The sequence below is a fragment of the Microcoleus sp. Aus8_D2 genome (assembly GCF_036702665.1).
Taxonomy (GTDB): Bacteria; Cyanobacteriota; Cyanobacteriia; order Cyanobacteriales; family Microcoleaceae; genus Microcoleus.
The window spans coordinates 1-25,851 of the sequence record NZ_JAUBUN010000057.1 but is presented as its reverse complement, the minus strand read 5'-3'; the positions used below and the strand labels follow the sequence as shown (position 1 = coordinate 25,851).

Annotated in this window: 21 protein-coding genes and 1 pseudogene; 14 read left to right on the top strand and 8 right to left on the bottom strand. The window is 45.4% G+C overall.

What is annotated here, in order from left to right; translation table 11 throughout:
* Positions 1–95 precede the first annotated feature (95 nt).
* Positions 96–1,439, bottom strand: a complete 1,344-nt coding sequence (gene gor, locus QUB64_RS29275; RefSeq protein ID WP_333277428.1) for a glutathione-disulfide reductase — start codon at positions 1,437–1,439, stop codon at positions 96–98.
* Between the two features lie 515 nt (positions 1,440–1,954).
* Here gor and QUB64_RS29270 point away from each other — a divergent pair.
* Positions 1,955–5,458, top strand: coding sequence for a HEAT repeat domain-containing protein (locus QUB64_RS29270; protein ID WP_333277426.1), 3,504 nt, complete (start codon positions 1,955–1,957; stop codon positions 5,456–5,458).
* A 614-nt stretch (positions 5,459–6,072) separates the two neighbouring features.
* Positions 6,073–6,837, top strand: coding sequence for an ABC transporter ATP-binding protein (locus QUB64_RS29265; protein WP_333277424.1), 765 nt, complete (start codon positions 6,073–6,075; stop codon positions 6,835–6,837).
* Between the two features lie 206 nt (positions 6,838–7,043).
* Here QUB64_RS29265 and QUB64_RS29260 read toward each other — a convergent pair whose 3' ends face one another.
* The 3 genes from QUB64_RS29260 to QUB64_RS29250 form a co-directional block, all read right to left on the bottom strand.
* Positions 7,044–7,424 carry a hypothetical protein gene (locus QUB64_RS29260; protein ID WP_333277422.1) on the bottom strand — a complete coding sequence of 127 codons (381 nt, stop codon included), beginning with the start codon at positions 7,422–7,424 and terminating at the stop codon, positions 7,044–7,046.
* A gap of 178 nt (positions 7,425–7,602) precedes the next feature.
* A complete protein-coding gene (locus tag QUB64_RS29255) occupies positions 7,603–8,331 on the bottom strand; it encodes a lysophospholipid acyltransferase family protein (protein ID WP_333277420.1) in 729 nt (242 codons plus the stop codon).
* 418 nt (positions 8,332–8,749) lie between these two features.
* A complete protein-coding gene (locus QUB64_RS29250) occupies positions 8,750–9,250 on the bottom strand; it encodes a nucleoside deaminase (protein ID WP_442921729.1) in 501 nt (166 codons plus the stop codon).
* Between the two features lie 184 nt (positions 9,251–9,434).
* Here QUB64_RS29250 and QUB64_RS29245 point away from each other — a divergent pair, with 184 nt between their 5' ends.
* Both QUB64_RS29245 and menB read left to right on the top strand, forming a co-directional pair.
* Positions 9,435–10,031, top strand: a complete 597-nt coding sequence (locus QUB64_RS29245; RefSeq protein ID WP_333277418.1) for a TerB family tellurite resistance protein — start codon at positions 9,435–9,437, stop codon at positions 10,029–10,031.
* 498 nt (positions 10,032–10,529) lie between these two features.
* The gene (gene menB, locus QUB64_RS29240) at positions 10,530–11,363 is read left to right on the top strand and encodes a 1,4-dihydroxy-2-naphthoyl-CoA synthase (RefSeq protein WP_333277416.1); all 834 of its coding nucleotides are present in this window, start codon (positions 10,530–10,532) and stop codon (positions 11,361–11,363) included.
* 244 nt (positions 11,364–11,607) lie between these two features.
* On the opposite strand, the gene QUB64_RS29235 is transcribed toward menB, so the two are convergent.
* Both QUB64_RS29235 and QUB64_RS29230 read right to left on the bottom strand, forming a co-directional pair.
* Entirely contained in the window at positions 11,608–11,919 is a 312-nt protein-coding gene (locus QUB64_RS29235; RefSeq protein WP_333277414.1) for a hypothetical protein, read from the bottom strand.
* A gap of 188 nt (positions 11,920–12,107) precedes the next feature.
* Positions 12,108–12,485 carry a hypothetical protein gene (locus tag QUB64_RS29230; protein WP_333277412.1) on the bottom strand — a complete coding sequence of 126 codons (378 nt, stop codon included), beginning with the start codon at positions 12,483–12,485 and terminating at the stop codon, positions 12,108–12,110.
* Positions 12,486–12,597: 112 nt separating this feature from the next.
* Here QUB64_RS29230 and QUB64_RS29225 point away from each other — a divergent pair, with 112 nt between their 5' ends.
* From QUB64_RS29225 to QUB64_RS29190, 8 genes are all read left to right on the top strand, one after another.
* Positions 12,598–13,824: an SPOR domain-containing protein gene (locus QUB64_RS29225; protein ID WP_333277410.1), complete on the top strand. Its 1,227-nt coding sequence runs from the start codon at positions 12,598–12,600 to the stop codon at positions 13,822–13,824.
* 262 nt (positions 13,825–14,086) lie between these two features.
* Positions 14,087–14,794, top strand: coding sequence for a PspA/IM30 family protein (locus QUB64_RS29220; protein ID WP_333277408.1), 708 nt, complete (start codon positions 14,087–14,089; stop codon positions 14,792–14,794).
* A 299-nt stretch (positions 14,795–15,093) separates the two neighbouring features.
* Positions 15,094–15,882, top strand: a complete 789-nt coding sequence (locus tag QUB64_RS29215) for a PspA/IM30 family protein (RefSeq protein WP_333277406.1) — start codon at positions 15,094–15,096, stop codon at positions 15,880–15,882.
* Between the two features lie 505 nt (positions 15,883–16,387).
* A complete protein-coding gene (locus QUB64_RS29210) occupies positions 16,388–18,376 on the top strand; it encodes a ShlB/FhaC/HecB family hemolysin secretion/activation protein (RefSeq protein WP_333277404.1) in 1,989 nt (662 codons plus the stop codon).
* Positions 18,377–18,997: 621 nt separating this feature from the next.
* Entirely contained in the window at positions 18,998–19,606 is a 609-nt protein-coding gene (locus QUB64_RS29205; RefSeq protein ID WP_333277402.1) for a Uma2 family endonuclease, read from the top strand.
* Positions 19,607–19,695: 89 nt separating this feature from the next.
* Positions 19,696–20,316, top strand: a complete 621-nt coding sequence (locus QUB64_RS29200; protein WP_333277400.1) for a Uma2 family endonuclease — start codon at positions 19,696–19,698, stop codon at positions 20,314–20,316.
* 341 nt (positions 20,317–20,657) lie between these two features.
* Positions 20,658–20,903: a type II toxin-antitoxin system HicB family antitoxin gene (locus QUB64_RS29195; protein ID WP_333277398.1), complete on the top strand. Its 246-nt coding sequence runs from the start codon at positions 20,658–20,660 to the stop codon at positions 20,901–20,903.
* Positions 20,903–21,124, top strand: coding sequence for a type II toxin-antitoxin system HicA family toxin (locus QUB64_RS29190; RefSeq protein ID WP_333277395.1), 222 nt, complete (start codon positions 20,903–20,905; stop codon positions 21,122–21,124). The genes QUB64_RS29195 and QUB64_RS29190 overlap by 1 nt, the downstream gene beginning before the upstream one ends.
* A 198-nt stretch (positions 21,125–21,322) precedes the next feature.
* On the opposite strand, the gene QUB64_RS29185 is transcribed toward QUB64_RS29190, so the two are convergent.
* Positions 21,323–23,512: an FG-GAP-like repeat-containing protein gene (locus QUB64_RS29185; RefSeq protein WP_333277393.1), complete on the bottom strand. Its 2,190-nt coding sequence runs from the start codon at positions 23,510–23,512 to the stop codon at positions 21,323–21,325.
* A 190-nt stretch (positions 23,513–23,702) separates the two neighbouring features.
* Here QUB64_RS29185 and QUB64_RS29180 point away from each other — a divergent pair, with 190 nt between their 5' ends.
* Entirely contained in the window at positions 23,703–25,070 is a 1,368-nt protein-coding gene (locus tag QUB64_RS29180; protein ID WP_333277391.1) for an NB-ARC domain-containing protein, read from the top strand.
* Between the two features lie 61 nt (positions 25,071–25,131).
* Positions 25,132–25,320 (top strand): type II toxin-antitoxin system HicB family antitoxin, encoded by a 189-nt coding sequence (locus QUB64_RS29175; protein ID WP_265234902.1) that lies wholly within the window; start codon positions 25,132–25,134, stop codon positions 25,318–25,320.
* Between the two features lie 297 nt (positions 25,321–25,617).
* On the opposite strand, the pseudogene QUB64_RS29170 reads toward QUB64_RS29175, so the two are convergent.
* Positions 25,618–25,851, bottom strand: a pseudogene (locus tag QUB64_RS29170) (photosystem II q(b) protein); the annotation flags it as partial.

Here is a 25,851-nt window from a genome sequence, read left to right as displayed (position 1 = left end):
ATCTGCGTTACCAGGCGGGAGCCTGGTAACAAGTAATTTGGGGGTAGGGAAACGGCATTGCCGTGTCCTGATTTTGCCGTTTCCCGATTTGAGGTTTACCGCAGAGTCACAAACTCTTCAGCAGTCGATGGGTGAATGCCGATAGTAGCGTCGAAATCTTTCTTGGTAGCTCCCATATTAACGGCGATCGCCATTCCTTGAATAATCTCGCCCGCGTCTTTGCCAACCATGTGCACGCCCAAAACTCTGTCAGTATTAGTTTCAACAACTAACTTGACAAAAGTCTTCTCATCTGCGCCTGTCAGAGCGTGAAACATCGGTCTAAATTTGGCTGTGTAGCACTTAATTGAATCACCAAATTTAGCTCTGGCTTCCTCTTCAGTTAAGCCGACGGTAGCAGCTTCCGGCTGGGAAAACACGGCTGATGCGACATTTTCGTGACTGATTGCTCTGGGATTGTTGCCAAATTCCGTATCGGCAAAAGCGCGTCCTTCGGCGATCGCAATTGGTGTTAAATTAATCCGGTTGGTGCAATCTCCGACAGCAAAAATGTGCGGTTGATTGGTGCGGCTATCTTTCGTAACTGCGATCGCACCTTTTTCGGTTTCAACTCCCGCATTTTCCAAAGCCAATTTTTCCAAATTCGGCAAACGTCCGGTAGCGCACAAAACCGCGTCTACTGTCAAGGTTTCTGTTGATTCTCCCGACAGTGTTAATTTTAGGCCTTCTGGGGTTTTTTCGATTTGTGCGATCGAGCTTCCCGTGACAAAATTAATGCCGTGCTTAACCATTCCTTCTTGGACGTTGGCGCGAAGTTCTTCGTCAAAGTAGTGCAAAATGCGATCGCGCCGGATGATTTGAGTCACCTGACTTCCCAACCCGTTCATAATGCAAGCAAATTCAACACCGATGTAACCGCCGCCCAAAATTGCCAACCGTTTCGGCTGCTCTTTTAAGAGGAAGATTTCGCGGGAAGTGATCGCGTGTTGGATGCCGGGAATATCGATTCTCTGAGCTTCGCCGCCGACAGCAATTAAGATTTTAGCAGCGGTGTATTTTTTGTCACCAACTTCGACAGTGTGGGGGTCGATAAATTTGGCGTATCCTGAGATTAATTCAACTCCGGCTTTTTCGAGGAAGCTAATGTGGAGTTGGCTCAGCCGTCGGACTTCAGTGTCTACGGTGGTGACGAGTTTTTCCCAGTTGAAACTGGGTTCTACTGGGCTCCAACCGTAGCCGATCGCATCTTCGTACAGGTGAGAAAATGTAGAGGCGTACACCATGAGTTTTTTGGGGACACAGCCGCGAATGACGCAGGTGCCGCCTACTAAGTCATTTTCGGCGATCGCCACTTTCGCCCCGTAGGATGCCGCCCGCTTAGAACTCGCCAATCCGCCGGAACCTGCACCGATCACAAACAAATCGTAGTCGTATGTCATAATTGTTGCTACTTGCCTATTTCAACTTGATTGACGATTTTTGCGCTTTACTTTTCTTAATCATATCTCAAAAATTTTTCGTTTTTTTGGCGGTTGACAGCTTTACTTCTTCCCCTTGACATGGTATTATTAGATAATGGAAATCTGTGCATTAATTTTAAAATTGCGCCCACTCCCATTATTAGATTATAGCACAACCAACTCGCCAGAAACATATAAAAATGTAACTATTTTTTGGCGGTAGCAGAGGGAATTGGTAATTGTAAATTGCTGCTTATAGCTGAAGTCTCGCTTCCCCTAAATCCCCCAAATTGTTCGAGGACTTAGAGCAGAATCTTGTCCCCCCCTTTTTCAAGGGGGGCTAGGGGGGATCTGGCCTAATCGCAGTGACAGAAGACTGATACTATCCTAACCTATCGGGGCAACGACGGAGATTACCCTACAGTTTTTTTGAACTTCATCAATCATTGATAATTGCTATATTATAAATATAAATTAACAATCGAGCTAGCTGTATGATTGATTGGCTTGTCGTCTGGGGAGTAACGCAAGGAGTCGGCATTCTCGTCAAACCCATCTTAGAAGAGTTGGCAGTAGACGGCGCAAAGGATTTGGTAAAAGATTTTTTCAAAGATTCCCTAAAAAACGTCTTATTTGGCGAAAAAGACCCCCGACAAGTCGCTGCGGGTAAAGCCCTCAAAAAGTTTTTGGAGTTAGTGCAACAACAGTTAAAAATCGGCGGACTTTCCCCAGAACAGATTAAGCTGTATATTAAAGATGTTAAAAAGTTTATCGGCAACAAGTCAGTTAAGGAAATTTTGGGCAAGGCCTTTGAGAGCGATCGCGAATCCCTCGATGCTGAACTTCTAGAACAAACCTGGACTCAACTCGATTTAGCTGCTTTACCGCCAAGATTTAAGTGGCCAACCATCGCCAATCAGTATCTCGCCGAAGTTCAAGAAATTCTCTTTGACTCAAAAGACTTGCGGGATATCTTGAATGCTCAAAATCTGGATAAAATTCAGCAAAATACTCAAGAGATGGCTGGAATTATCCCCGATTTTGACTTGAGGCAATATCAAGAGGCTCTGTGCGAGCGTTACAGCAATCTCGATTTAAGCAGCGTCGATGCGAATACCTACGATGATCGCGCCAAGCTGAAGGTTTGGCAAATCTTTATTTTTCAAGATGTGCGATCGATTTACGAGTCATTTCTGCCCCAAGCTTACGAAATCCCGAAAGAATATCAACGGCGGCTGCAAGATAGCGATCGATTAGAGGCGATCGAACTTGAAAATTTAGAGAAATATCGGCGCGGCTATCTCTCTCAGGCGATCGTCTCGGTGTTAGATGTCATCAATGACAAGGCAAACTATCCCTACATTGTGATTTTAGGCTATCCGGGTTCCGGCAAGTCTACTCTGTTACAATATTTAGCATTAACCTGGGCGCGATCGCCCTTAAATAGCGTCACATCTCTGCCAATTCCGCTGCTAATAGAATTGCGGATTTACATTCGCAACGTGGAATCAGGACATTGCAAGAATTTCCTGGAATTTTGCCATAAAGATTCTGGTTTTATTTGTGACTTAAATCAGCATCAATTGCACGAACAGCTTAAAGCAGGCGACGCCGTAGTGATGTTCGACGGATTAGATGAAATTTTCGATTCTGGAAAACGAGAAGATGTAATTACCGCGATTCATCGGTTTACCAACGAGTATCCGCGCGTGCGAGTGATTGTCACATCTCGGATTATTGGTTACAAAGCTCAACGGTTGAAAGATGCGGAGTTTCATCACTTTATTCTCCAAGACTTGAATGCGGAACAGATTCAGGATTTTGTGCACCGCTGGCATGAATTGACTTTTAGTGATGATAGGGAAAAAGCGCGAATTAGTCAGCGCATGAAAAAAGCACTGGAGTATTCATCAATGATTCGAGATTTAGCCGGAAATCCGTTATTGTTGACAATTATGGCAATTTTGAATCGCAGTCAAGAATTGCCGAGAGACAGGGCGGAACTTTACAATCAAGCTTCGCGGGTATTGCTGTATCAATGGGATGTAGAAAGGTCTTTAGTAGAGGATAGCAGGCTCGATCCAAAAACGATTGATGCTAAAGACAAGCAAGAAATGCTGCGGCGAGTCGCGTGGAAAATGCAAGCAGCACCAGAAGGGTTGGCTGGGAATATTATTAGCGCGGAAGATTTGGAGGATATTCTAACAGGATATCTCAAGCAGAAAGATTTCGATCGCTCGACTGAGCGGGCCAGGTTGATAATTAACCAACTGCGAACCCGCAATTTTATCTTATGTTATTTGGGTGCGGATAATTACGGTTTTATACATCGAACTTTTTGGGAATATTTCTGTGCATCACAAGTAGTGAATCGGGTTCAGGCTCTAGAACTCTCGCTGGATGAGTTGAAAGCAGAAGTTTTTGGCCCGCACTGGCATGATGAATCTTGGCAAGAAGTTTTGTGTTTGATTGCGGGATTGATTGCTGGAAAATTGACAGGGGAATTGATTGAGTTTATGATGGCTCTAGATGGGGAATCCCAAAAGTTTACCAATCTGTTTTTGGCGGCGAAGTGTTTGGATGAGGTGAGGGATAGAAAAGAGATTGCTGGGGTTGAGAGTCAATTGCTTGAATGCTTAAAAGAGTTAACAAAGTATGACCTCAATTACTATTATGACTCTTATGAAGAAAAGGAGCTAGTTACGCAAATTCGCACTCAAGCAGTAAGTGCGATCGCCTTTGCTTGGCAAGATGACCAAGAGATTTTACATTTACTCAAACAAATAGCTAAATATGATGATGATTCAGATGTGCGAGAAGCAGCAATTCAAAAATTAGCGCGCTGGTGGAAGGATGACCCAGAAATTTTACCTTGGCTCAAACAATGCGTTCAATCCAATGATGATTGGGATGTGCGACGTGTCGCAGTCCAAGAGTTAGCACGCAATTGGAAAGATGACCCGGAAACTTTACCTTGGCTCAAACAGCTCGTTCAATCTGACAATAATTTGGATGTGCCAGGAGCAGCCGTCATAGAATTAGCGCGCGGATGGAAAGATAACCCAGAAACTTTACCTTTGCTCAAACACCTAGCTCAATCTAATAGTAAAGCTGTCGGATATTCAGCAGTCCAAGGATTAGCAAATGAGTGGAAGGATGACCCGGATATCTTATCTTTTATCAAAAAAATCGCTCAATCTGCTGATTATAGTCGCATTGTGCGACAAGCAGCAGTTCGAGAATTAGCACGCAGGTGGAAGGATGAGCCAGAAACCTTACATATCGTCAAACAACTAGCTCAATCTGACCATGATTTAGCTGTGAGACAAACAGCAGTCCAAAAATTAGCCCACGAGTGGAAGGACGATCTAGAAACCTTACATATTCTCAAGCAACTGGCTGAATATGATGATAATTCGAGGGTGCGATCGACAGCAGTTCAAGAATTAGCACGAGGGTGGAAAGATGACCCGGAAACCTTACCTCTACTAAAACAACAGGTTCAATCTAATGATGATTGGTGGGTGAGATATGCAGCAGTTCGAGAATTAGCACGCGGGTGGAAAGATGACCGAGAAACCTTATCCCTACTCAAACAACAGATTCAATCTGATGATAATTGGAATGTGCGATCGTTAGCAGTTGAAGAGTTAGTACGCGGATGGAAAGATGACTCTGAAACCTTGCCTCTCCTAAAAAATATCGCTCAACACGATGAGTGGAATGTCAGAATAACAGCAGTTGAAGAATTAGCAATCTGGTGGAAAGATGAAGTAGATATATTTGAATGGTTATGCGATATCGCTATCAATCATCCTTTTGAACGCGAGGGCGAATTTGAAGATAACCATCGACAAAAAGCACTGAAAATTATGATTAAGCAATACCCCGATCGCCCAAAAACATTAGAAATACTTCGCGATAGATTTGCCAACGATCCAGATCAACAAGTCCGAAAATTTGCCGAGAAACAATTGGCAAAACTAGACAAGCTATGATATAAACAAAAAAAGGAGAAATAAGTTATGACCGCAGCCACTGGGGCTAAGGACATTAGAAACCGGGTTTCTTGGGAGATTTATCGTCACCCAATACAAGACTCATAGAAACCCGGTTTCTCGCCCCCGCCGAAGATTTCAGACTTCAGAAACCGGGTTTCTTCGTAAACTTCTCGTCACCCAATGCAAAACTCGTAGAAACCCGGTTTCTCGCCTCCATCGAAGATTTCAGAAACCGGGTTTCTTTGTAGATTTATCGTCACCCAATACAAGACTCATAGAAACCCGGTTTCTCGCCCCCGCCGAAGATTCCAGACTTCAGAAACCGGGTTTCTTCGTAAATCTCTCGTCACCCAATACAAGACTCGTAGAAACCCGGTTTCTCGCCCTCCATCGAAGATTTCAGAAACCGGGTTTCTTCGGAGATTTCTCGTCACCCAATACAAGACTCGTAGAAACCCGGTTTCTCGCCCACGTCGAAGATTTCAGAAACCGGGTTTCTGAGCCTCCGTGCGTAAGTCCCGCAACCGTCCAAGCGATCGCCCTTTCAGCCCCGAAAACCCCTCAGAAGTGTTAACTTAGTAGTACGTTGTGTCGATCGCACATAAAAACAAATGCCTGAACTACAAACCGAGACCCACCAAGACCTCGACCTCGCAGTCACCTCAAAACCCGTCATCCTCGGTCTCAAAGACGTAACCAAAGTCTACGGCATAGGCGACCTCGAAGTGCGCGCCCTCAACGGTGTCAGCTTGACGGTAACGCAAGGAGAGTATTGCTCAATTATGGGCGCATCCGGTTCAGGCAAATCTACAGCTATGAATATTATCGGTTGTCTCGATCGACCTACAAGCGGAAGTTACTACCTAGACGGCGTAGATGTCGCCCAAATGCCCGAATCAGAATTAGCCGGAATTCGCAATTTAAAATTAGGTTTTGTCTTCCAACAATTTCACCTGCTACCTCAACTAACAGCATTAGAAAATGTCATGTTACCAATGGTTTATGCAGGCATTCCCTCAGCAGAAAGACGCGAACGCGCAGAGGAATCTTTAACGAAAGTCGGGCTGGAAAGTCGGCTGAAGAATAAACCGAATCAACTATCAGGAGGACAGCAGCAGCGGGTAGCTATCGCTAGGGCTATTGTTAACCGTCCCGTGTTGTTGCTTGCAGATGAACCGACTGGTGCATTGGATACGAAAACTACTCAAGAAGTAATGGATATTTTTACAGAATTCAATGAAGCCGGCATGACTGTTGTGATGGTAACTCACGAACCGGAAGTAGCGCGTCAAACTCGCCGGGTTGTTTGGTTCCGCGACGGTCAAGTTATTCATAATAATCTGAATCCGGCAGAACTTTCTCACGCCGTTTTCTAAGTATTTTAAGCGAAAAAGATTAGAGTCGGCGATTCAAATTTTACCTACGCAAATGAATTATTAGAGTCGGCTTCGCTACTCGTTACTCGTTACCAGGCTCCAGCCTGGTAAAGTATATCCGGAGGCAGAGCCTCCATTTAGAGCGAGGCAGAGCCTCTGGATATGGTTTCCCCGGCAGAGCCTGGGAACCAGTTAATAACTACTGACTATTGAAAAGCATTCGGAAAAGCTGCCCAAACTCGATCGACAAAATCTCTAAGTTGCCGAGAGGCGATCGTGCTATCCTTCTTATCAGAGTCCAGAGACTGCAACTGGGTCAACAGCGAAATCACCTCCGTATCCAGCGCCGCCCGAAACAAACTCAGCGGCCACAGCAAATCAGCACCATCCCGCAAATCGGATAAAGTGTATTCTTGCGGCCACCTTTGGGGGAAATCCTTCCCCGAAACGAATCCAACCAACATCAAAGGGCGCACCCAACAAATTTGACGTGCTTCAACTACTTGAATTACCTCTGAATGCAGGCACGCATCTCCACATTCTAAACTCACAATTTGACCAGGCTTAAAATTCAAAGCGCAATCCATTAATGCTGACTCTTAATACAGACATAACCAAGCAAAATAAGTGCCGCAACTCTCCACAGCACCAAAAAATATTATATCATAATTCATAATTCATTATTTCTTAAACATCCATCCCGTACATGGCTCGCTGCCGAAGATCCCTCCGTTAAATCCCTTAAAAAATCCGTTGCCGAACTTATCAACATTCATCAAGAGTTTTAAGAGCCATTTCGATCTCGGCCATCAACAATCGCGCTTCTTTTTTACCGCCGCCACCATGGGTATAATCTGCCACAGAAATCGGAGCACCGATCGCAATTTTCACCCTCGAACGCCATCGAGGAATGCGCGGGCGGTAACGAATACTCATCGGTACAATCTTCACACCCAAGCCAGGGGTGCTCAACTCCGCTTGCATGGCCAAACGAGCCAATCCAGGCTTCGGAGGGTGAACTTCGCCATCCTGAAAAATGCCACCTTCGGGAAAAATCACCAACATTTGCTTGTCGAGCAGCAATTCCACTCCGTAACGAAGACTGCTAATTGCCGGATGCCTGATATCCACGGCAAACCCTCCCAAATGTCTGATGAACCAACCTTGTACTCCTGTGACTTCATCAGCAGTTACCATGAACCGCAAATCGCGTCCAGTCACCATCTGTCCCGTTGAATAAGGCATCATCAGGGCATCCCACCGGGAACGGTGCGTCGGGGCTAAGATCGCAGGCCCGTCTTTCGGCAAGTGCTCCTGTCCGGTTATCTCAATCTTGCCAAAATAAAACGGTAGGACAATATAGTGACCTAGCGGATAGAACAAGGAGGTTAACCAAGGAGAAACGCGAGAGGTATTAGATGCTACCTTGGCAGGCATTGGCTTCACTAGAGAGGATTTACTGGACAGGGCGGCGATCGCGGCAGTATGACGCATGGCAATGACCTTGCTTTATCGATATATAGAGTCTAAAGATATGTTGCTTGGCAAACCTTTAGTTTTTCGATGGGGACACTTTTGCTATTGGCATTTCGCCGATCGCTCGATCGCCCCGACCAATAATAATCTGTAACAGGTAAAACCTCAGGCAACCGGACAGCACTACGACAGAGCCGTCAACCGATTAAAGAATTGCAGATTTGAGATTTGAGATTTACAAGGGCAGATGAATCATCGGAGCTTGAACTTTTGTCTAAAATTTGGGGATCGCCACTGAGAGTGTCGGAAACTTGTATCCGTTTTTTGGGCGGGGTCAACCGCCGTCTTTCGCTCGATCGGGCAATTACCTATTATTTCAGTTAAAGAGCCAAGTTCGATTAAACATCGGCGATGAGAGAGTAAAAAATTTTACCTGTTAACTTGGGCGGCGTGCTTCAAACCAAGAAAGCAACTGATCTCGGCAAACAGACTCCATAATACCGCCGAGCACCTGTAACCTGTGACACGAATGGGCGCTATCTGGAATATTAGCCGCCGTCCGAATCGTGCCAGTTTTCGGGTCATCTGCTCCGTATACCAGCAAACCGATCCGAGCTTGTACGATCGCACCAGCGCACATCGGGCAAGGCTCCAGCGTCACGTAGAGCGTGCATTGGTTAAGATGCCAGTCTTGCAAAACTTTGCCCGCCGCCCGCAGCGCCAAGATTTCAGCATGAGCAGTCGGATCGCAGTCTCGCTCTCGCCGATTTTGGGCTTCGGCAATCAATTTGCCAGTACCATCAATAATTGCAGCACCCACGGGCACTTCACCCGCAGCACCCGCTGCTTGTGCCAGTTCCACAGCCCTAGTCATCCAGCGTTTGTGAATAGCATAATTAGAATCACCAATAGACAACGGCTCTGTTTGCAAATTCACGGTATACCTACGCAACTCAAAACACTTAACATTGTCTTATTTATCCACTTGCTGTGGATAGAATAAGTGCGATCGCTAATAAAACAAGTTTTTTGGGGAATGTATGGCATAATTGCCTAGCTAAAAACACTTAAGATCGAGAAATAAAGTTACACCACAGCCCCATCGAGAGCAATTTTTAATTATGGACACCACGACGATCAGCACTGAAGTTGTTGAGCTGTTGTCCCGCATTAGCCGGCAAAAGCTCCGCGAACAAGATATAACTCCTTTGGTAGTGTTTCTGACTGCTCTGATTTCCATCCTGCGCGGAGTGATGATTATCGACAGGACGATCGCAGTTGAAGAAGAAGAACGGCTGCAAAAGACTCTCAAAGCCTTTGCCAGCGGCGATCCACATCGAATAGAACTAATTCAGCGCCTTGTCAAAGGAGTCTCCAAACAGCAGGTTTACTTCAACCCCACGGAATTGCTAACCCTGACAGCTTTCTTCTCAGAATCAGAAAAGCTGTTGCTCATCGGTTCCGGCTACGAAATGTCAGCGGTAGACGGACACATCGACCTGCGGGAGCAAATGTACTTACAGTCGATCGGAAACCGGCTCGGCCTAGACTCCAGACACATTGCAGTCGTAGACACTTTATTTACCAAAGAAGGAACCCTCGACCCTGAAGACTTTGCCGAAGTTAAAGCTTTACTAGCTCCCAGCGCATTCGAGTCCCGCGATCCAGTATTTGCCAAAGCAGCAAAGCACCTGCTGAGTCTTTTGCAGCGCAAATAATGCAGCGCATATAAATTATTTGCAGAGTCAAAAATTGACAGAAGAATCTGAGAATTTGACGCTGTTGCCATTGGAGACGGGACTTGCGGGCTCTTGCCTCAAAAACCGGGTTGTTTAACCCGCAGCAAGAGCGCTGCACGGTTTATTTTGGCGAACAAGCCGGTTTGGGCCACCAGTCCCGCTGGATTTTTTGGCAAGAGTCGATCGACCTTTGTCTCCCGTTGAACCGAATCCGTCTAAAATCTAAAAGCGAATTATCGCGGGTTCGAGCGCCCCAGCTCGGTCTCCCTAAAAAAGGTTTGTAGTGAGGACTTTAGTCCGCATCCATCCCAGGACTGAAGTCCGAACGATCGAACAAATCTTAGTATCGGAGTTCTCTTCGGACATGATATGAGTAGATGCTGCCCCCAATTTTAGACTAAAGTTCCTGCTCAGGAGATTCATCTGCCGAGTAAATCTAAAATCTAAAATCTAAAATCTAAAATCGACTGATTGATTATGCAAATTGAATGGCAAACCGCCAAAACCTACGAAGACATTCTCTATCACAAAAGCGGCGGCACCGCCAAAATTACCATCAATCGACCTCACAAACGGAACGCTTTCCGTCCCAAAACCGTGCAGGAACTGTGCGATGCATTTACTGATGCCCGCGAAGACACAAAAATCGGCGTTGTCCTCTTCACCGGTGCGGGGCCTCATACAGACGGCAAATACGCCTTTTGTGCTGGCGGCGACCAAAGCGTGCGAGGTGCTGCGGGATATGTAGACGAAGGTGGGATACCCCGGTTGAACGTGCTCGACTTGCAGAAGTTGATTCGATCTATGCCCAAAGTTGTGATTGCTTTAGTTGCAGGATATGCGATCGGTGGCGGTCACGTTTTACACTTAATTTGCGACTTGACGATCGCGGCTGACAATGCTATTTTCGGGCAAACCGGCCCAAAAGTCGGCAGTTTCGACGGCGGTTTCGGAGCTAGCTATCTCGCCAGAGTTGTCGGCCAGAAAAAAGCCCGAGAAATTTGGTTTTTGTGCCGCCAGTACAGCGCACAGCAAGCTCTCTTAATGGGTTTAGTCAACTGCGTCGTACCCGTCGAACAACTCGAACTCGAAGGGATGCAGTGGGCTCTAGAAATTCTTTCAAAAAGTCCGATCGCGATCCGCTGTTTAAAATCCGCTTTTAATGCCGACTGCGACGGTCAAGCCGGTCTGCAAGAACTGGCGGGAAACGCCACTTTGCTGTATTATATGACCCAGGAAGGCGCCGAAGGCAAACAAGCCTTTTTGGAAAAACGGGAACCGGATTTTACTCAATATCCTTGGCTGCCATAGCTCGATCGAGAAATGAGTTGTTTGGATTCCCTCATTCAAGTTACAGATGCTATTGAGTTCTGTGAGTTGAATGAGCCGAATTAACTGGATCGTCCCCAAAAAAGTGTCAGTATTGATACCACTTCCGAATAAAGAATGAAACTGCTTTGCCAGATTCAAACCAAGATAGTCATAAGTGATTCCCCAATCGACAATCTTCAATACGAAAATCGAAAATGGTATGATTTTTCCTGTTGGCGACTGACTATAGCGACACTGCTGCGGATTTTTCGGTTAACGTTGTGCCTGTCAACTGGCAGGAATTGCGCTCAGAAACAGTGACGGCGGCCTCGCCCAGCGTCACAGTCTCTTGCCACAGTCCAATTTCTGCTATGTTTTCCCAAGATGGCCCAAAAGGCGAAACCGCCAAAGAACAAGCTTTCCACTGACTTTGCACCGGCACGCTCAGTAGAGAACAAACACCCCCGCGTCTTCCTTCAGGAGTGTAGTGGCGGCAGTGACGGCAAGCTGAAGTTAATGGGGTTTTCATAAAAGTGTTTGGGGAAATCAGTTTCATCTCTAATTCTCCTGTGTAGAGCTAGGAGGTTTTAGAGCATCCCAGCCCTTATGCTGTCTGGGTTATAGCGATCCCCGGAGCATAATTAAACTTTATAATTTATTTATAATCTTGTTATATATAGAAACAATCACCTCAGTCCTTCCTCATTTTGTAGCGAAAAAGACAGGTTAAAAGTTTATAAAGGGTCAGGGATCAACAAAAAGGACAAATGCGGAACGACTGTGAGATGTTATAAAGGAGCGGTCACTGCGACCAGCAAAAGCTTCTGAGAGTGTGGGTAAGCAGCTTCCGAGACACGGCAATAATTCAGTTTTAAAATAAAAATGAAAAAATAGCAAATGGCGATCGACAATGGGATCGAAGGCAGTAGTTGCCTTGACGCCAAAAGCAGGTAATCCTAGAATAGGCAAGTTTTCAAGCTTCTTGTCGATCTTTACTAGGACTTGCGCACTTACCCAGATGTTCAAATATCCCAAAGCAGGAAATGGTATATTAAGATACATTTGCCCAAAAATCTTACATAATTTTGGGAAAAAACTTTCCTGGATGCTGCGATCGTACATCGCGCACAGGAGGAACTCTCGTTAGGCACAGAAAAGAAAATTTGTACAGTGCGTAAGTCCTATCTAGAATCTAAACATTAAAATCAATTCAAAGGCGGTAGGAGTTTTGCTAATGAGTAAGCGTTATTCGGTGGAATCCCCAAATCATCAATCCTCTTCAACCCCAATCAAGCCTGCTTTGCAAGCAGTCCTGGGGTGTATGGATGTAAACCTAGAAGCAGAACTGACAACATACAGAAGGCACAGGCGGCGCGCCGAACAGTGGGTGTCGCCATCAGTTCGTACCGGCAAGCAAACAGCCACAACCCAGCAACAGAAGGCCCAAAACCTGCCGCCGCTGGCTGCGGAGGAAACCCAGCAGCCGCTGTCGCTGCCCCTATCCATTGCCGGTGTCCAGGGCGATGCCCCGCTAGCAACTACCACGGGCGGCACAAAATTATCTAGCAGTACCTTCGCACCCAACAATTATCTCGAATCCAGCGAAAAACTGATCGAAAGTTTGGACGAAGCTGCATCCGAGCCAGCGGTGGAACGCAGTTTGGCCACCAGTCTGTTAACGCCCTTGGGACTGAGTTCGATGCTGCTGTTTCTGATGTCATGCACAGCTTTGGGCTACGCAGTCATGCACCCGTCAAGTGTGGCTAAAATGGCCGGCCTGAACCGTTTGCTCGATCGCACAACACCCTCTAGTAACGAAAGTCCGGCAGCTACAACCAGAGATAGCGGCAGCAACGAACTGCCGAGATCTCCATATCTCCCATCCCAAGAATTTGTCAAGGTAGGTTTGGACACTCTCAGCAACCTCAATCCTACAACCAGCCCCATTGCTTCCCCATCACCAAAAGCATCAATCCCCCCCAATCCGCCAGCACCTCCTGCCCCCATCGACGCTGTCCCGATTCCTACAGAAGACGGCAACCCGGCCAGAGGTAGGGAACAAGGACTTAACAATATCAGTACCGCTTTGCTTCCCAGCCCCAGCCCCAGCGCCACCCAGACAGTCCCGACACTGCCGACACTGCCTCCGACACCCTCTCCAGCCCAGCCAGCCGCAGCCCCAGCCGCTGTAGCAGCCCCAGCCGCTGTAGCAGCCCCAGCCGCAGCAGCCCCGCTAGGAACTCCGACACGGGCTACCGACGGTTTCTATTACGTCGTCACCGATTACACCAACGAAAAATCTCTGCAACAAGCCAGAACCGCAGTTCCCGATGCCTACGTGCGGAACTTCTCAAAGGGTGTCAAAATTCAAATGGGGGCTTTGAACGATGCTGCCTCAGCAGAACGTTTGGCAAAGGAACTCCAAGCCAAAGGGATGAAGCCACAATATTATCAACCATAAATTAGGTAAAGAGTGAAAAACTTTAACTAAATTGTTAGACAAAGCTAGACAGCGATCGATGTTTTGTCTAACACAAAATTGGTTTTTAAATTATAATTATTGCATAAATCTTTGAGCGATCGGGAGACCGCAGATGCAAGGCAGATGCAACACAGATCGACGCAGATAATTTAAAGATACGAGAGGGCATTAATGCAATGCAAGTCTATTGTCACTTTCCAATCCAAAATCTAAAATTTAATAAAATCGGGAGAGAGGTAAAATGGGATTATTCGATCGCCTGTGGCGAGTGATTCGAGCCAATATTAACAGTTTGGTCGGGGCCGCTGAAGATCCAGAAAAAATTCTGGAACAAGCTGTAATGGATATGCAGGAAGATTTAATCCAGCTCAGACAGGCTGTAGCGGGGGCGATTGCCGCTCAAAAACGCACCGAACGCCAGTGTTCGCAAGCTGAGTCCACAGCCGCAGAATGGTACCAGCGGGCGCAGCTAGCTTTGCAAAAAGGCGAGGAACATTTAGCGCGGGAAGCTCTGACGCGCAAGAAATCCTATCAAGAAACGGCAACGGCGATGAAAGCCAGTCTCGGACAGCAAAACGCTGTGGTGACTCAACTTAAAGAAAATATGCGATCGCTCGAAAGTAAAATTTCTGAGGCAAAATCTAAAAAAGATATGTACATTGCCCGAGCTCGATCGGCCGCATCGTCGGAAAGGCTGCAAGAAATGATGGGCAATCTCAATACCGGCAGTGCTTTGAGCGCGTTTGAAAAAATGGAAGAGAAAGTCATGCAGCTAGAAGCTCGCTCCGAAGCAATCGCAGAACTCGGAAGTAACGATTTAGAAAAGAAGTTTCTCTCTCTCGAAGGTGCCGGCGATGTCGATGCCGAGTTGGCGGCGATGAAAGCACAAATGCTTCCGGGAAAGAAGAATACACCCAAATTACCCTCGGGGGAGCCGCCTGCATCCTGAACCCCAGTCAACAGCACAATAGTTGGCACTCCTCAAAAACTTCTCAACAGCGCAGCTAGAGATAGCCCACAAGCCTGTTGGGGAATTCCCGGATCGAAGTTAAACTCAATAGATAGGTGCATTCATGAGCTGGTCTGCACCACTGACTCGATCGCTTTAAACTGTATTTATATGTTTGCAAAATTGCCAAAGGCTCGATCGCACTAAAAATCTGAAACTGATTTTCACCCTGAGCAGGCTACTGACTAAAGACTGCTTTTCCGCTTACCTCGTACACCTCACCCAGGAAAAATAGCATTATGGGATTATTTGACCGCATTAGCCGAGTCGTCAGAGCCAATCTTAACGATATGGTCAACAAAGCTGAAGACCCGGAAAAGATTTTAGAACAATCCGTTACCGATATGCAGGAAGACTTGGTGCAGTTGCGTCAAGCCGTTGCCAGCGCGATCGCCACCCAAAAGCGCACCCAGACTCAGTACAATCAAGCTGAATCCCAGTCTAATCAGTGGCAGCAGCGCGCTCAACTCGCCCTGCAAAAAGGAGACGAGACTTTGGCGCGGGAAGCTCTGGTACGCAAAAAGTCTCACGCTGAAACTGCGGCTACCCTAAAATCCAGTCTTGAACAGCAATCGGGTCAGGTGGAAAGCCTCAAGCGCAACTTGATCGGTTTGGAAAGCAAGATTTCGGAAGCTAAGACTAAAAAGGATATGCTCAAGGCGAGGATATCCGCTGCTAAGGCTCAGGAACAGCTCAACAATACTATTGGCTCTCTGAATACTGGCAGTTCAATGGCAGCTTTCGATCGCATGGAAGAAAAAGTTTTGCAGATAGAAGCCCGCGCCGGAGCTTCAGCAGAATTGGCGGCTGGCGGCAGCAATTTAGAGGAACAGTTCCGCTTGCTCGAAAGTGGTGGCGATGTTGACGACGAGTTGGCTCAGATGAAGGCTCAACTGAGCGGAGGTTCTGTGTCTCAAGGTCAATTGCCGCCAGCGGGTAAAACTGCGGCTGCTCCTACTAGCTCCGAGTCGAGTCCGGTGATTGACGCTGAGTTGGAAGAATTGCGATCGCAGCTCAATAAAATGTAGTAATTTCTATCAAAATTCACCGATTTCTCAGATAACCCCGCCCAAAAATGGCAGTCCTGGACGCACGCTTCGTCAAAAACCCGGTTTCTGCGTCAATATTTCTCGAAAAAAGCGATGATTTTTGAAAGAAACCGGGTTTTTTGCGTAAGTCTTGAATGGGTACCAGCCCCCGACCCTCGCTTAGGGTCGATTCCAAAATTTTAGACTAAGGTTCAAGCTCCCAAATTCAATGAGAGAGTAAATCTAAAATCTAAAATCCAAAATCTAAAATCGACTGACAACTTTGATAGAATGCTCCGCCTACCTACAGCGCTAGCTTGGGGAAGTCGGAGCTTTTTTCATACATTTTCAACAAAACATAAAAAGTGTATTTTGTCAAGTCTATTTTTATAGAATTAATGACTTAAGTCTTAAACAAAAGTGATAAAGTTACTTTAATCTTTGCAATTGCGTCAGGAACACCTGCTCGTAAGTGTAAATAACTATCAATTATTGTTAATCAATCATGCCCCTGCCACCTTCCAGAGGGTTTTGTAAAATCAAATTTTTCACGGCAATAGCGCTTGGTTGTTCAATTACAGCTATTTGCCCCGCATCGCTAACAGCTCAAAATGTTGGTGAGCCGATCGTTGCTGGTGAGTCAGGCGGACGATCGCCAATAGTTAATGATAATTTACAGTCCCAATTAAAACTTAATCCAGAAACCGCAAACGATCGCGATCGGCGGCCTCCTGATTTATACTCATCTTCAGAATTAGATAGAGATAGCCAAGAGCCAGAAAACAACATCCCGGAAGTTGCGGCCATTCCCCCAATTGAAACGCCAGAGACTCTCGCCCAGCTACCGAACCGAGGAGACAACCGACAAGAAATTCCCATTCCCAACCCGGTACTGCCAAATCCGGCTCCCCTCCCAGAACCCTTGCCCAGAGCACCCCTGCCTCCGGTAGAACAGCTTTTGCCACCAGTCCCCCTACAGAGACCGGCTGAAGAATTGCCGAATATTCCGGGTACGATAAAGGTCGATCGATTTAAAGTAGTCGGTAGCACCGTCTTTAGCAAACAAGAATTAGACGCTGTACTCAAAAACTTTGTAGGCCGCCCGCTGACTTTCTCCGAACTGCTGGAAGCTCGTTCTGCGGTGAGTCAACTTTACATCAGCAAAGGTTATATCACTTCCGGTGCGTTGATTCCACCGCAAACGATCGCGGGTGGGGTTGTGAGAATATTAGTGCTAGAAGGCAAGCTGGAAAGTATCAATGTAGTCGGTACTAGGAGGCTGCGCCCTAACTACGTGAGACAGCGATTACTCTTAGCTACCCGACGAGGCCCGCTGAACGAACAGCGGTTGCTAGAAGCTTTGCAACTGCTGCAACTGAGCGGCCAAGTCGCAAATATCTCAGCGGAACTACAAGCGGGTTCTCGTCCGGGTTTAAATTTGCTCTTAGTCCGAGTCAAAGAAGCAAAAACTTTCCAAGCGGGGATTTTTACTGACAATTCTCGCTCTCCGAGTGTGGGGAGTTGGCGGCGCGGGGCCGAAGTCCGCGAGGCTAATTTGTCGGGTTTGGGTGATAGTGCGAGTTTGATTTATACAAATACTCAAGGTAGCAACGCAGTCGATTTGAGCTACACGCTGCCGGTGAATGCGCGCAACGGTACGCTAACTTTTAATGCCAGCCGGAGCAACAGCAATATTGTTGAGCAGCCCTTTGACGGGCTGGATATTGAAGCTTCGAGCCGCGCTTACGAGTTGACTTACCGCCAGCCGATCGTCCAAACTGCAAGAACAGAAATCGCTGTTGGTATCGGTGCTGGCAGGCGAGAAAGCGATACATCTTTGCTGGGTGAGGATTTTCCGCTGTCGCCGGGGGCTGATGCTCGCGGTAGAACTAGGGTATCAGCGCTGAGGCTGTTTCAGGATTTTACTCAACGGGGAGAGAGGGATGTCTTGGCGGCGCGATCGCAGTTCAATCTGGGAGTCTCAGCATTTGGCGCTACCACGAGCAACAGCGAGCCTGACGGTCAATTTTTGACGTGGCGGGGTCAATTGCAGTACGTGCGGTTGTTGGCTCCCCAGACGCTGCTGGTTGTGCGATCGGAGGTGCAGTTGGCAATCGCTGAGCTTTTGCCGATCGAGCAATTTGGTTTGGGCGGCCCGGATACAGTGCGGGGCTACCGTCAGGATGCAATGCTTGCGGATAGCGGGATTTTTGCTTCTGCCGAGTTGCGGTATCCGATTTGGCGCACCGGGGACAAAAAAGGTGTTTTGCAGGTGACGCCGTTTGTGGATGTTGGTAATGTTTGGAATAGCGGGACAAGGGTGGCTCTGGAAGCGAATACTTTGCTGTCAGCGGGATTGGGCTTGCGGTGGCAGTACGGTGAGAGGTGGAATGCTCGCTTGGGCTGGGGTATTCCTTTGATTGGCATCAAGTCGGGCGACAAGAGTTCGCAAGAGCGCGGGCTGTATTTTGCCGTAGAATTCAAACCTTTTTAGGAAAACAGCCGTTCTGCCCTTAGGAGCGCGAATTAAATAATTTACACAAGTTTGTGGGATGGGCTCTTGTAGCCCGCCCTTTCTGGACGATGCTCAAGAGCCCATCCCACAAGAACAATAAAAATTGTAAGTTATTTAATTCTCATTTCTTGCCCCAACTGAGCAATTTCGCTATATAGTAATAAGTATCATTTGGCACTCGTCTGTAGCTGCCAAGAATGCATTTTACTGATAAATTTTAAATTAAACTATGTCTAAGGTGCGGTTGCTGCTTTTAAGTTCTTTTGCTGCCGGTTTTGGGTTTTGCTCAATCATTTTGGCGATGTTTACGATGATTTCCGCGCTGTCGTTTGCGTCTTTTTTTACCTTTGTTTTAACTTTGGTATTTTTTGGAATTAATCTGATTTTTGCTTTGCATTATTATACATCGATTACCAAGCAGTTGAGTGTGAAAGGTAAAAGGAAAGCGAGAATTTAGCGAGGGTGAAGCAGCAGCGGACAAAGCCATGGAGAGTTCTTGATAGAATTTGAAGGGAATCCAGAAAAAGACCTCTCGGTTAGAACAATTATCTAGCCGTAGGTCATAATTATTTCAGGTCTAATTATTTAGGAGGTGCGATCGTGGTCATTGCTTCAACCAACCCGCCAAACCTTTCTCCAGATGCGACAACTCGTTTCACTCCAGATGAATACCGGGCGATCGAGGAAACTGCCGAAGAACGTCACGAATATTGTAACGGAGAGATTATTGCTATGTCAGGAGGTTCAGAAGTCCACAGCGCGATCGCCTGTAACTTGTTAATTTACTTGGGATTTTTGCTCAGAGACACCGATTTTCGCTTGTATAACAGCGATTTGCGGGTTTGGATTCCCGAATATGGGTGCGGAACCTACACTGATTTGATGGTTGTCAATGGGGAACCGGAATTCAATGGATCTCGCACAGATGAAATTCTCAATCCTTTACTGATTGTCGAGGTTCTTTCGCCATCTACAGAAGCCTACGATCGAGGTGAAAAGTTCCGTAAATATCGCTCTCTTGCTAGTTTTTGTGAATATTTGCTGGTCAGTCAAGCTGAACCATATATTGAACAATATCACAATCTCGATCGCCAAAGTAGCGATCGCTGGCAGTGGCAAGTGTACGATGGGATTGAAAGGGCGATCGAGCTGCACAGCTTGAATATAGAACTGCCGATGGCTGAAGTCTACCGCCGGATTAGTCTTTAAGGGCGATCGCGATCGAACCAAATATTTTTTTTCCTGCCACCATTTCTCGACACTCTGTTTAACTAGAAATATAAGTTTAGGAGAAAGCTATGGTTACTCTAGTTCAAAACCCCACGGAAAACCCAACTGAAAATCAAGTGGAAACCCCACCGGAGCAAAAAATCTGGACGGATGCCGAATTCATGGCACTCAACCGAGATGGACACCGCTACGAAATTGTAAATGGAGAACTAATTGATATGGGAAACAGGAGTGCAAAACACGGTTATGTTTGTAGTATCTTAATGATTTTGCTCGGTGGTTATGTCCACATTCAAAAGCTAGGCGCGATGTTCGATTCCAGCACTGCTTTTAAGATGAAATCAGGGAATAAGCGATCGCCTGATGTTTCTTTCATGGCAAAAGAACGCCTGCAAGGGCTAGATGACCTCCCCGATGGCTTCCTAGAAGGTGCGCCGGAGCTGGCTGTAGAAATCCTCTCTCCTAGCAATACAGTCGAAGAAATTCACAACAAACTCGTAGAATATTTTGACAATGGATCGCGTTTAGTTTGGGTGATTCATCCTAAAGAACAGTATGTGTTGGTGTATCGATCGGGCCAGGAACCCGATCGCCTGCTCAAGTCTGCGGACTCCCTAGATGGCGAAGATATCGTCCCTGGCTTTACTCTGGCGGTTGCCGAGTTATTTCAAAAGCTTGATTTTTCATGAAAGGGCGATCGAACTCTCGAACATTGCTAATATTATTAATAATTTGATTTAAGCAGCTAGGAAGATATATCTCACTTCGAGGAGGCTATAAAAATGACAACCATATCCAATATTGTTCAGTTAGCAGTTGTCATTGCGAGGAACGAAGCAATCGCAGTGTCTATTTTTCACATCGTTTATTGAGCGGATATTCTTAACCCAAGCGTATTGAACCATATCCAACGAAACAACAGCTATCATCCGTACAGAAAGAGGACTAACAATCGCAGGTACGCGCATCACTATCTACGATATCAATGAAAAGCTACACACATTACTAACAACAAGGACAGCACTTTAATATGTTAATTAAATACATTCAAGCTGCCATGAAGCAAGCTAAGTATGAAATTTTTCCTGATGATGGGACTTTTTACGGAGAAATTCCTATCTGTGAGGGAGTCTATGCAAATGCTCTTACTCTCGAAGCTTGTCGAGAAGAATTGCAAGAGGTATTGGAAGACTGGATCTTACTTAGTCTCACCCTGAATCTTCCTTTACCTGTCCTTGATAATATCGACCTTACAGTTACCAAGGAAGTTGCCTGATGCCTCCTTTAAAACCAGTCAAACCTCGACACTTAATTTATTATCTGAAACAACTGGGATTTGACGGCCACTATTCGTCGGGAAAAAGGCATCAGTTTATGTTGAAAGATAGCCTTCGTATCACAATCCCCAATCCTCATCAAGGCGATATCAGTGCGAACTTTTTAGCTAAATTTTTGGGACAGGCTAAAGTTGATATTAATGATTGGGAGAACCTCTAAAGTTGAAAGGGTTTTGTCAGTTATTTTAAATAAAACGATCGCGCTTCTTGTGGGATAGGGTATGGTACGGGAAGTGCGATCGCCCTTCTTCTGTCACCAAGGATGGTACGGGAAGGGCGATCGCAATTTAAAAAAATCCTATTTTATTTCGTTTCTAAGTTTTACCCAGAAATGCTTAATCTCTTACTTTCTAACAACCTACGAAGTATAGTTGTTAGGATAAGTAGGCACGCCATTAGAATTCTTGCTTAAAACACCTGGATCTGAGAAAGAACTTGGTAAAGATGCTTGCCAATAGCCACCGGTATTTTTGAAACCTCCAGGTGGGACATAGCTGGGAGTCCTTTGCACTGAATAGTGTAGATGAGCACCAGTCGAGTAACCAGTATTTCCACTTTGGGCAATTGGCTGGTTTTGACTTACAGAATCGCCTACATTTGGCAGTACACTATTATATTTTAAGTGAGCGTACAGTGCAGATGTTCCATCTCCATGATCGATAAGTACATAATTGGTGTATTTTTCCCAACCAGTTTCCGAGCTCAACTTAGTATTTGAACCTTCATACAAGCTAATGACTTTACCACCTCTTGTAGCGACTACTGTACTACCTTCAGGCATATCAAAATCCCAGGCATAACTGTTCCATTGATTGGAGTGATTACCGCCGTTATTGTTTCCGGCATTTACTTTATAAGTTGTACCGTCGGGGTAAGGAAGTTGGTATTTACCAGGTGGCGGCGGCGGTGGCGAACTCACACTACTTCCAGATAGGGAGACGAAAACATCACTAGCACCAAAACTAATCAGGTCATCCTTACCATCTTTATTTACATCACCAACTACACGGGGATAGTTATTATTATCAGTCCAGCCACCCAGATTCTTAGTTAAGTTAACATTGTAGGCCGCTGGAGCATCAAACTTGCCATTACCCCGGCTTAAAGATACAAAGACACTATTAGTGCCAAAGCCCACAATGTCAGCATTTTTATCACCATTGACATCAGCTAACACGCGAGGGAAGTTATTGTTATCCGACCAGCCGCCTACATTTTTAGTAAAACCATTAGACGCGCTAGGAGTAGAAGCAACAGGAGCGTTAAAAGTACCATCGCCTTTACCCAAGGATACAAAAACGTTAGCTTGACCAAAGCCGACAATATCAGCTTTCCCATCACCGTTAACATCACCAATTTGGCGTGGATAGTTATTTTGATCGGACCAGCCACCTAGATTCTTAGTGAAACCATTAGACGCGCTAGGGGTAGAGGCAATGGGAGCGTTAAAAGTACCATCGCCTTTACCCAAGGATACAAAAACGTTAGTTTGACCAAAGCCGATAATGTCAGCTTTCTTATCACCGTTAACATCACCTAAGAAACGGGGGTAGTTATTGTAATCTGACCAACCACCTACATTTTTGGTAAAACCATTAGAGGGACTAGGAATAGAACCAATAAGAGGGTTAAAAGTACCATCGCCTTTACTCAAGGATACAAAGACTTTATTGGAACCAAATCCCACAATATCATCCTTATTATCACCGTTGACATCACCAATCAAACGAGGATAGTTATTGTTATCTGTCCAACCACCGCGATTTTTGGTGAACCCATTAGAGGCGCTAGGAGAAGTAGAGTTTGCTGTGCCAAAAGTGCCATTACCATTACTTAAAGATACAAAGAGGTTATCCGCACCAAAGCCTACAACGTCATCCTGACCATCGCCGTTGAAATCACCAGATAAACGAGGGTAGTTATCGTTATCTGACCAGCCACCTCGATTTTTAGTTAATTTAGGAGATGAAGTAATTAGGCTATTGTAGGATTGTTCAACAGGGATAACCTGATTATCAATGACAACAGTGCCGAAGTCATTCTCTGTCTGAATTCGTAGCAACTCTGCCTGACTTAGAGGTAAATCCAAAACAACGTCCTTAAATAACTCTCCCTCATCCCCAGGAGTATCCCCACCCGGATTGAGCAAAGTATCAAACTTATGGCCTAGTTCCTCAAGCAGAACCTCTTGAACTTTCAGGCTGTCACCGCGCACCAAGGAATCTGATAAATAGATGGTGTTTGTAGCTTCGGAAAAAGCTCCCTGTGCCCCATTCATGCCTGCATCATTGACAATTTGCATATGGGGAATTTGTTCAAAAATGCCTACTGCGGAATTTTCAATCAATATATGAGCCGCGTTTTGATCCGTAATATCAAAGACTCGATCTAGTTTTTCTAAAGCAGTGGGCGAACCGAAAAACTTTTGTAACTCAGCTTTAGCGCCAGTCAAGGCTATGTTTAGTATATTTGAACTAAGGGGAAAAATCTTTATTGCATTGTGATCTTCCCAACTTGGTTGAGGTTCGGGAAACAAGAAATTGGACATAATTGCGATAAATTTATTGGTTGAATGAATTTTATTTATTTTTCTTAACTTTTACAACTCAAAACGGTTGGATTTAGTACACAATTTTTATAATTATCCTGAACCAAGTTTAGTAAAGTTTAGTATAATACAGTTGACAAAGTAGGATTTGGTAGGATATAGTTCAATCAACCTCACTCAACGCTGACCCATGAATGTTGAAGATGTTGTACAATGGGCTAATAATTTGATTGTTGATAAAACTGGAGCAAATCTCACACCCCTACAGGAAGCAATACTGACGGGTGTTTGGCAAAGACAGAAATATCCTCAAATAGCTAAAGATTTTAATTGTAGCCAATCTCACGTTAAAAAAGAAGCGGCTAAGTTATGGGAAAAGCTGGGTGAAGAATTAGGAGAAGACCTTAATAAATTTAATTTTCGTTCTAAGTTAGAGAAAAAATATAGAGTCGATCAAGCTTCTAAATCAGGTGACTGTTTATTATTTGATAATATTAATATTGGCTGTCAATTTATACAAAATATTAAAAATACAGAAACCCGATCGCCCTTTCCCCCAGATTCTCCCCAAAATAAAGCCCGATCGCCCATCATCGATTTAACCAACGCACCCGAATTAACAAGCTTTTACGATCGCACATCCGAACTCACCACCCTCAAACAATGGATTTTAGAAGCCCACACCCGCTTGATCGCTATATACGGATTAAGTGAAATCGGCAAAAGCGATCTCGCCCTCCAACTCATCCAACAAACTCAAACCGAATTTGATTACATTATTTGGCAAAGTCTCAGTAACACTCCCACACTCTCAACACTGCAAACCCAACTCAAACAAACTTTTTTACAATCGCAACAAATCCCATTACCAACAATCCTCGATTATTTTCGATCCTATCGTTGTTTAGTAATATTGGATGATGTACATAATATATTTAGCAGCGGTCAATTAGCAGGTGAATATTTACCAGAATCTAAAGATTATAGTAAATTTTTCAAACAAATTGCCACATCATCTCACCAAAGTTGCTTAATCCTCCTCAGTTGGGAAAAACCCAGAGAAATCACAACTTTAGAAGGAGAAAACCGACCCACTCGCACCTTACACCTCAAAGGCTTAGGAGAACAAGCAGGAGAAATCTTCAAAGAAAAAGGATTAACCGACGAGCAACAATGGTCGGAATTAATCAACCTTTATCAAGGTCATCCTTCATGGTTAAACATCATAGCTTCAACAATTTTAGAATTATTTGACGGGAATGTAGCCCGGTTTTTGGCCGAGGGAAATGATATCTATCTAGGGGACATAGAACCCCTTTTAGAATCTCACCTAGAGCGTTTATCGGAATCAGAAAAAAAGGTGAGCCAATGGTTAGCAACTCAAGATGATGCGGTAGATATTTCCCAACCACCAGCAGATAGTGAATTATCCCGATCGCAATTGTGGCAAGCCATACAATCTTTGGCCCGACGCGGCTTAGTCGAAAAAGTACAAGTAGGAGGGCGATCGATCTTTCTCCTCAATCCCGTATTCAAAGCATACATTCAGTGCAGGTGAAATCTTATATAATTTATGAGAGATTACATTTCTTACATTTAACGGATAGAAAGCGAATCTTATGAAAACCTTTACCGCTATCATCGAAAAAGATTCTGATACCAAGCTTTACGTTGGTTATATTCCTGGATTTCCTGGGGCGCATTCTCAGGGAGAAACCTTGGATGAGTTACACGAGAATCTGCGTGAGGTAATTGAGATGCTCCTAGAAGATGATACTCTCGTCATTAGCAGCAAAGGCAAAACGTGAGGCTAAAGCATAATTTTTCGATCGCACTTCTCAACTTCTACCTCAACAATTACATAAAAGCATTCACCGCATCATATTGATCTGCCATACGCGAATAAAACTCGATCGCAAGGACTTACCCATCAGACCAGAGAAACCGGGTTTTTTAGCTAATCTGTGGACTACAACGAAAAATTTTCGTAAAAAACCCGGTTTCTGACCACCCGTGCGTCCGCGAATTAATACAAACACAGAATTTTTCCCAAACAAAAAGCGCCCCTATTTCTAGGAGCGCTTTTTGTGATCTCAAGCTAAAACTTAGCCGTTGATGGAAGGAGCAACCAAAGCCACAGGAGTTGTTTCGCCAGCAGCCAAGTCGAGTGGGAAGTTGTGAGCATTGCGCTCGTGCATTACTTCCATACCCAAGTTAGCGCGGTTGATAACATCAGCCCAGGTGTTGATGACGCGACCTTGAGAGTCGATAATCGATTGGTTGAAGTTGAAACCGTTCAAGTTGAATGCCATTGTGGAAATACCCAAAGCGGTAAACCA

Excerpts from the sequence above, each read along its gene's own strand:
- gor (WP_333277428.1), bottom strand. The coding sequence starts at position 1,439 with ATGACATACGACTACGATTTGTTTGTGATCGGTGCAGGTTCCGGCGGA.
- QUB64_RS29270 (WP_333277426.1), top strand. The coding sequence starts at position 1,955 with ATGATTGATTGGCTTGTCGTCTGGGGAGTAACGCAAGGAGTCGGCATT.
- QUB64_RS29265 (WP_333277424.1), top strand. The coding sequence starts at position 6,073 with ATGCCTGAACTACAAACCGAGACCCACCAAGACCTCGACCTCGCAGTC.
- QUB64_RS29260 (WP_333277422.1), bottom strand. The coding sequence starts at position 7,424 with ATGGATTGCGCTTTGAATTTTAAGCCTGGTCAAATTGTGAGTTTAGAA.
- QUB64_RS29255 (WP_333277420.1), bottom strand. The coding sequence starts at position 8,331 with ATGCGTCATACTGCCGCGATCGCCGCCCTGTCCAGTAAATCCTCTCTA.
- QUB64_RS29245 (WP_333277418.1), top strand. The coding sequence starts at position 9,435 with ATGGACACCACGACGATCAGCACTGAAGTTGTTGAGCTGTTGTCCCGC.
- menB (WP_333277416.1), top strand. The coding sequence starts at position 10,530 with ATGCAAATTGAATGGCAAACCGCCAAAACCTACGAAGACATTCTCTAT.
- QUB64_RS29235 (WP_333277414.1), bottom strand. The coding sequence starts at position 11,919 with ATGAAACTGATTTCCCCAAACACTTTTATGAAAACCCCATTAACTTCA.
- QUB64_RS29230 (WP_333277412.1), bottom strand. The coding sequence starts at position 12,485 with ATGTACGATCGCAGCATCCAGGAAAGTTTTTTCCCAAAATTATGTAAG.
- QUB64_RS29225 (WP_333277410.1), top strand. The coding sequence starts at position 12,598 with ATGAGTAAGCGTTATTCGGTGGAATCCCCAAATCATCAATCCTCTTCA.
- QUB64_RS29220 (WP_333277408.1), top strand. The coding sequence starts at position 14,087 with ATGGGATTATTCGATCGCCTGTGGCGAGTGATTCGAGCCAATATTAAC.
- QUB64_RS29215 (WP_333277406.1), top strand. The coding sequence starts at position 15,094 with ATGGGATTATTTGACCGCATTAGCCGAGTCGTCAGAGCCAATCTTAAC.
- QUB64_RS29210 (WP_333277404.1), top strand. The coding sequence starts at position 16,388 with ATGCCCCTGCCACCTTCCAGAGGGTTTTGTAAAATCAAATTTTTCACG.
- QUB64_RS29200 (WP_333277400.1), top strand. The coding sequence starts at position 19,696 with ATGGTTACTCTAGTTCAAAACCCCACGGAAAACCCAACTGAAAATCAA.
- QUB64_RS29195 (WP_333277398.1), top strand. The coding sequence starts at position 20,658 with ATGTTAATTAAATACATTCAAGCTGCCATGAAGCAAGCTAAGTATGAA.
- QUB64_RS29190 (WP_333277395.1), top strand. The coding sequence starts at position 20,903 with ATGCCTCCTTTAAAACCAGTCAAACCTCGACACTTAATTTATTATCTG.
- QUB64_RS29185 (WP_333277393.1), bottom strand. The coding sequence starts at position 23,512 with ATGTCCAATTTCTTGTTTCCCGAACCTCAACCAAGTTGGGAAGATCAC.
- QUB64_RS29180 (WP_333277391.1), top strand. The coding sequence starts at position 23,703 with ATGAATGTTGAAGATGTTGTACAATGGGCTAATAATTTGATTGTTGAT.
- QUB64_RS29175 (WP_265234902.1), top strand. The coding sequence starts at position 25,132 with ATGAAAACCTTTACCGCTATCATCGAAAAAGATTCTGATACCAAGCTT.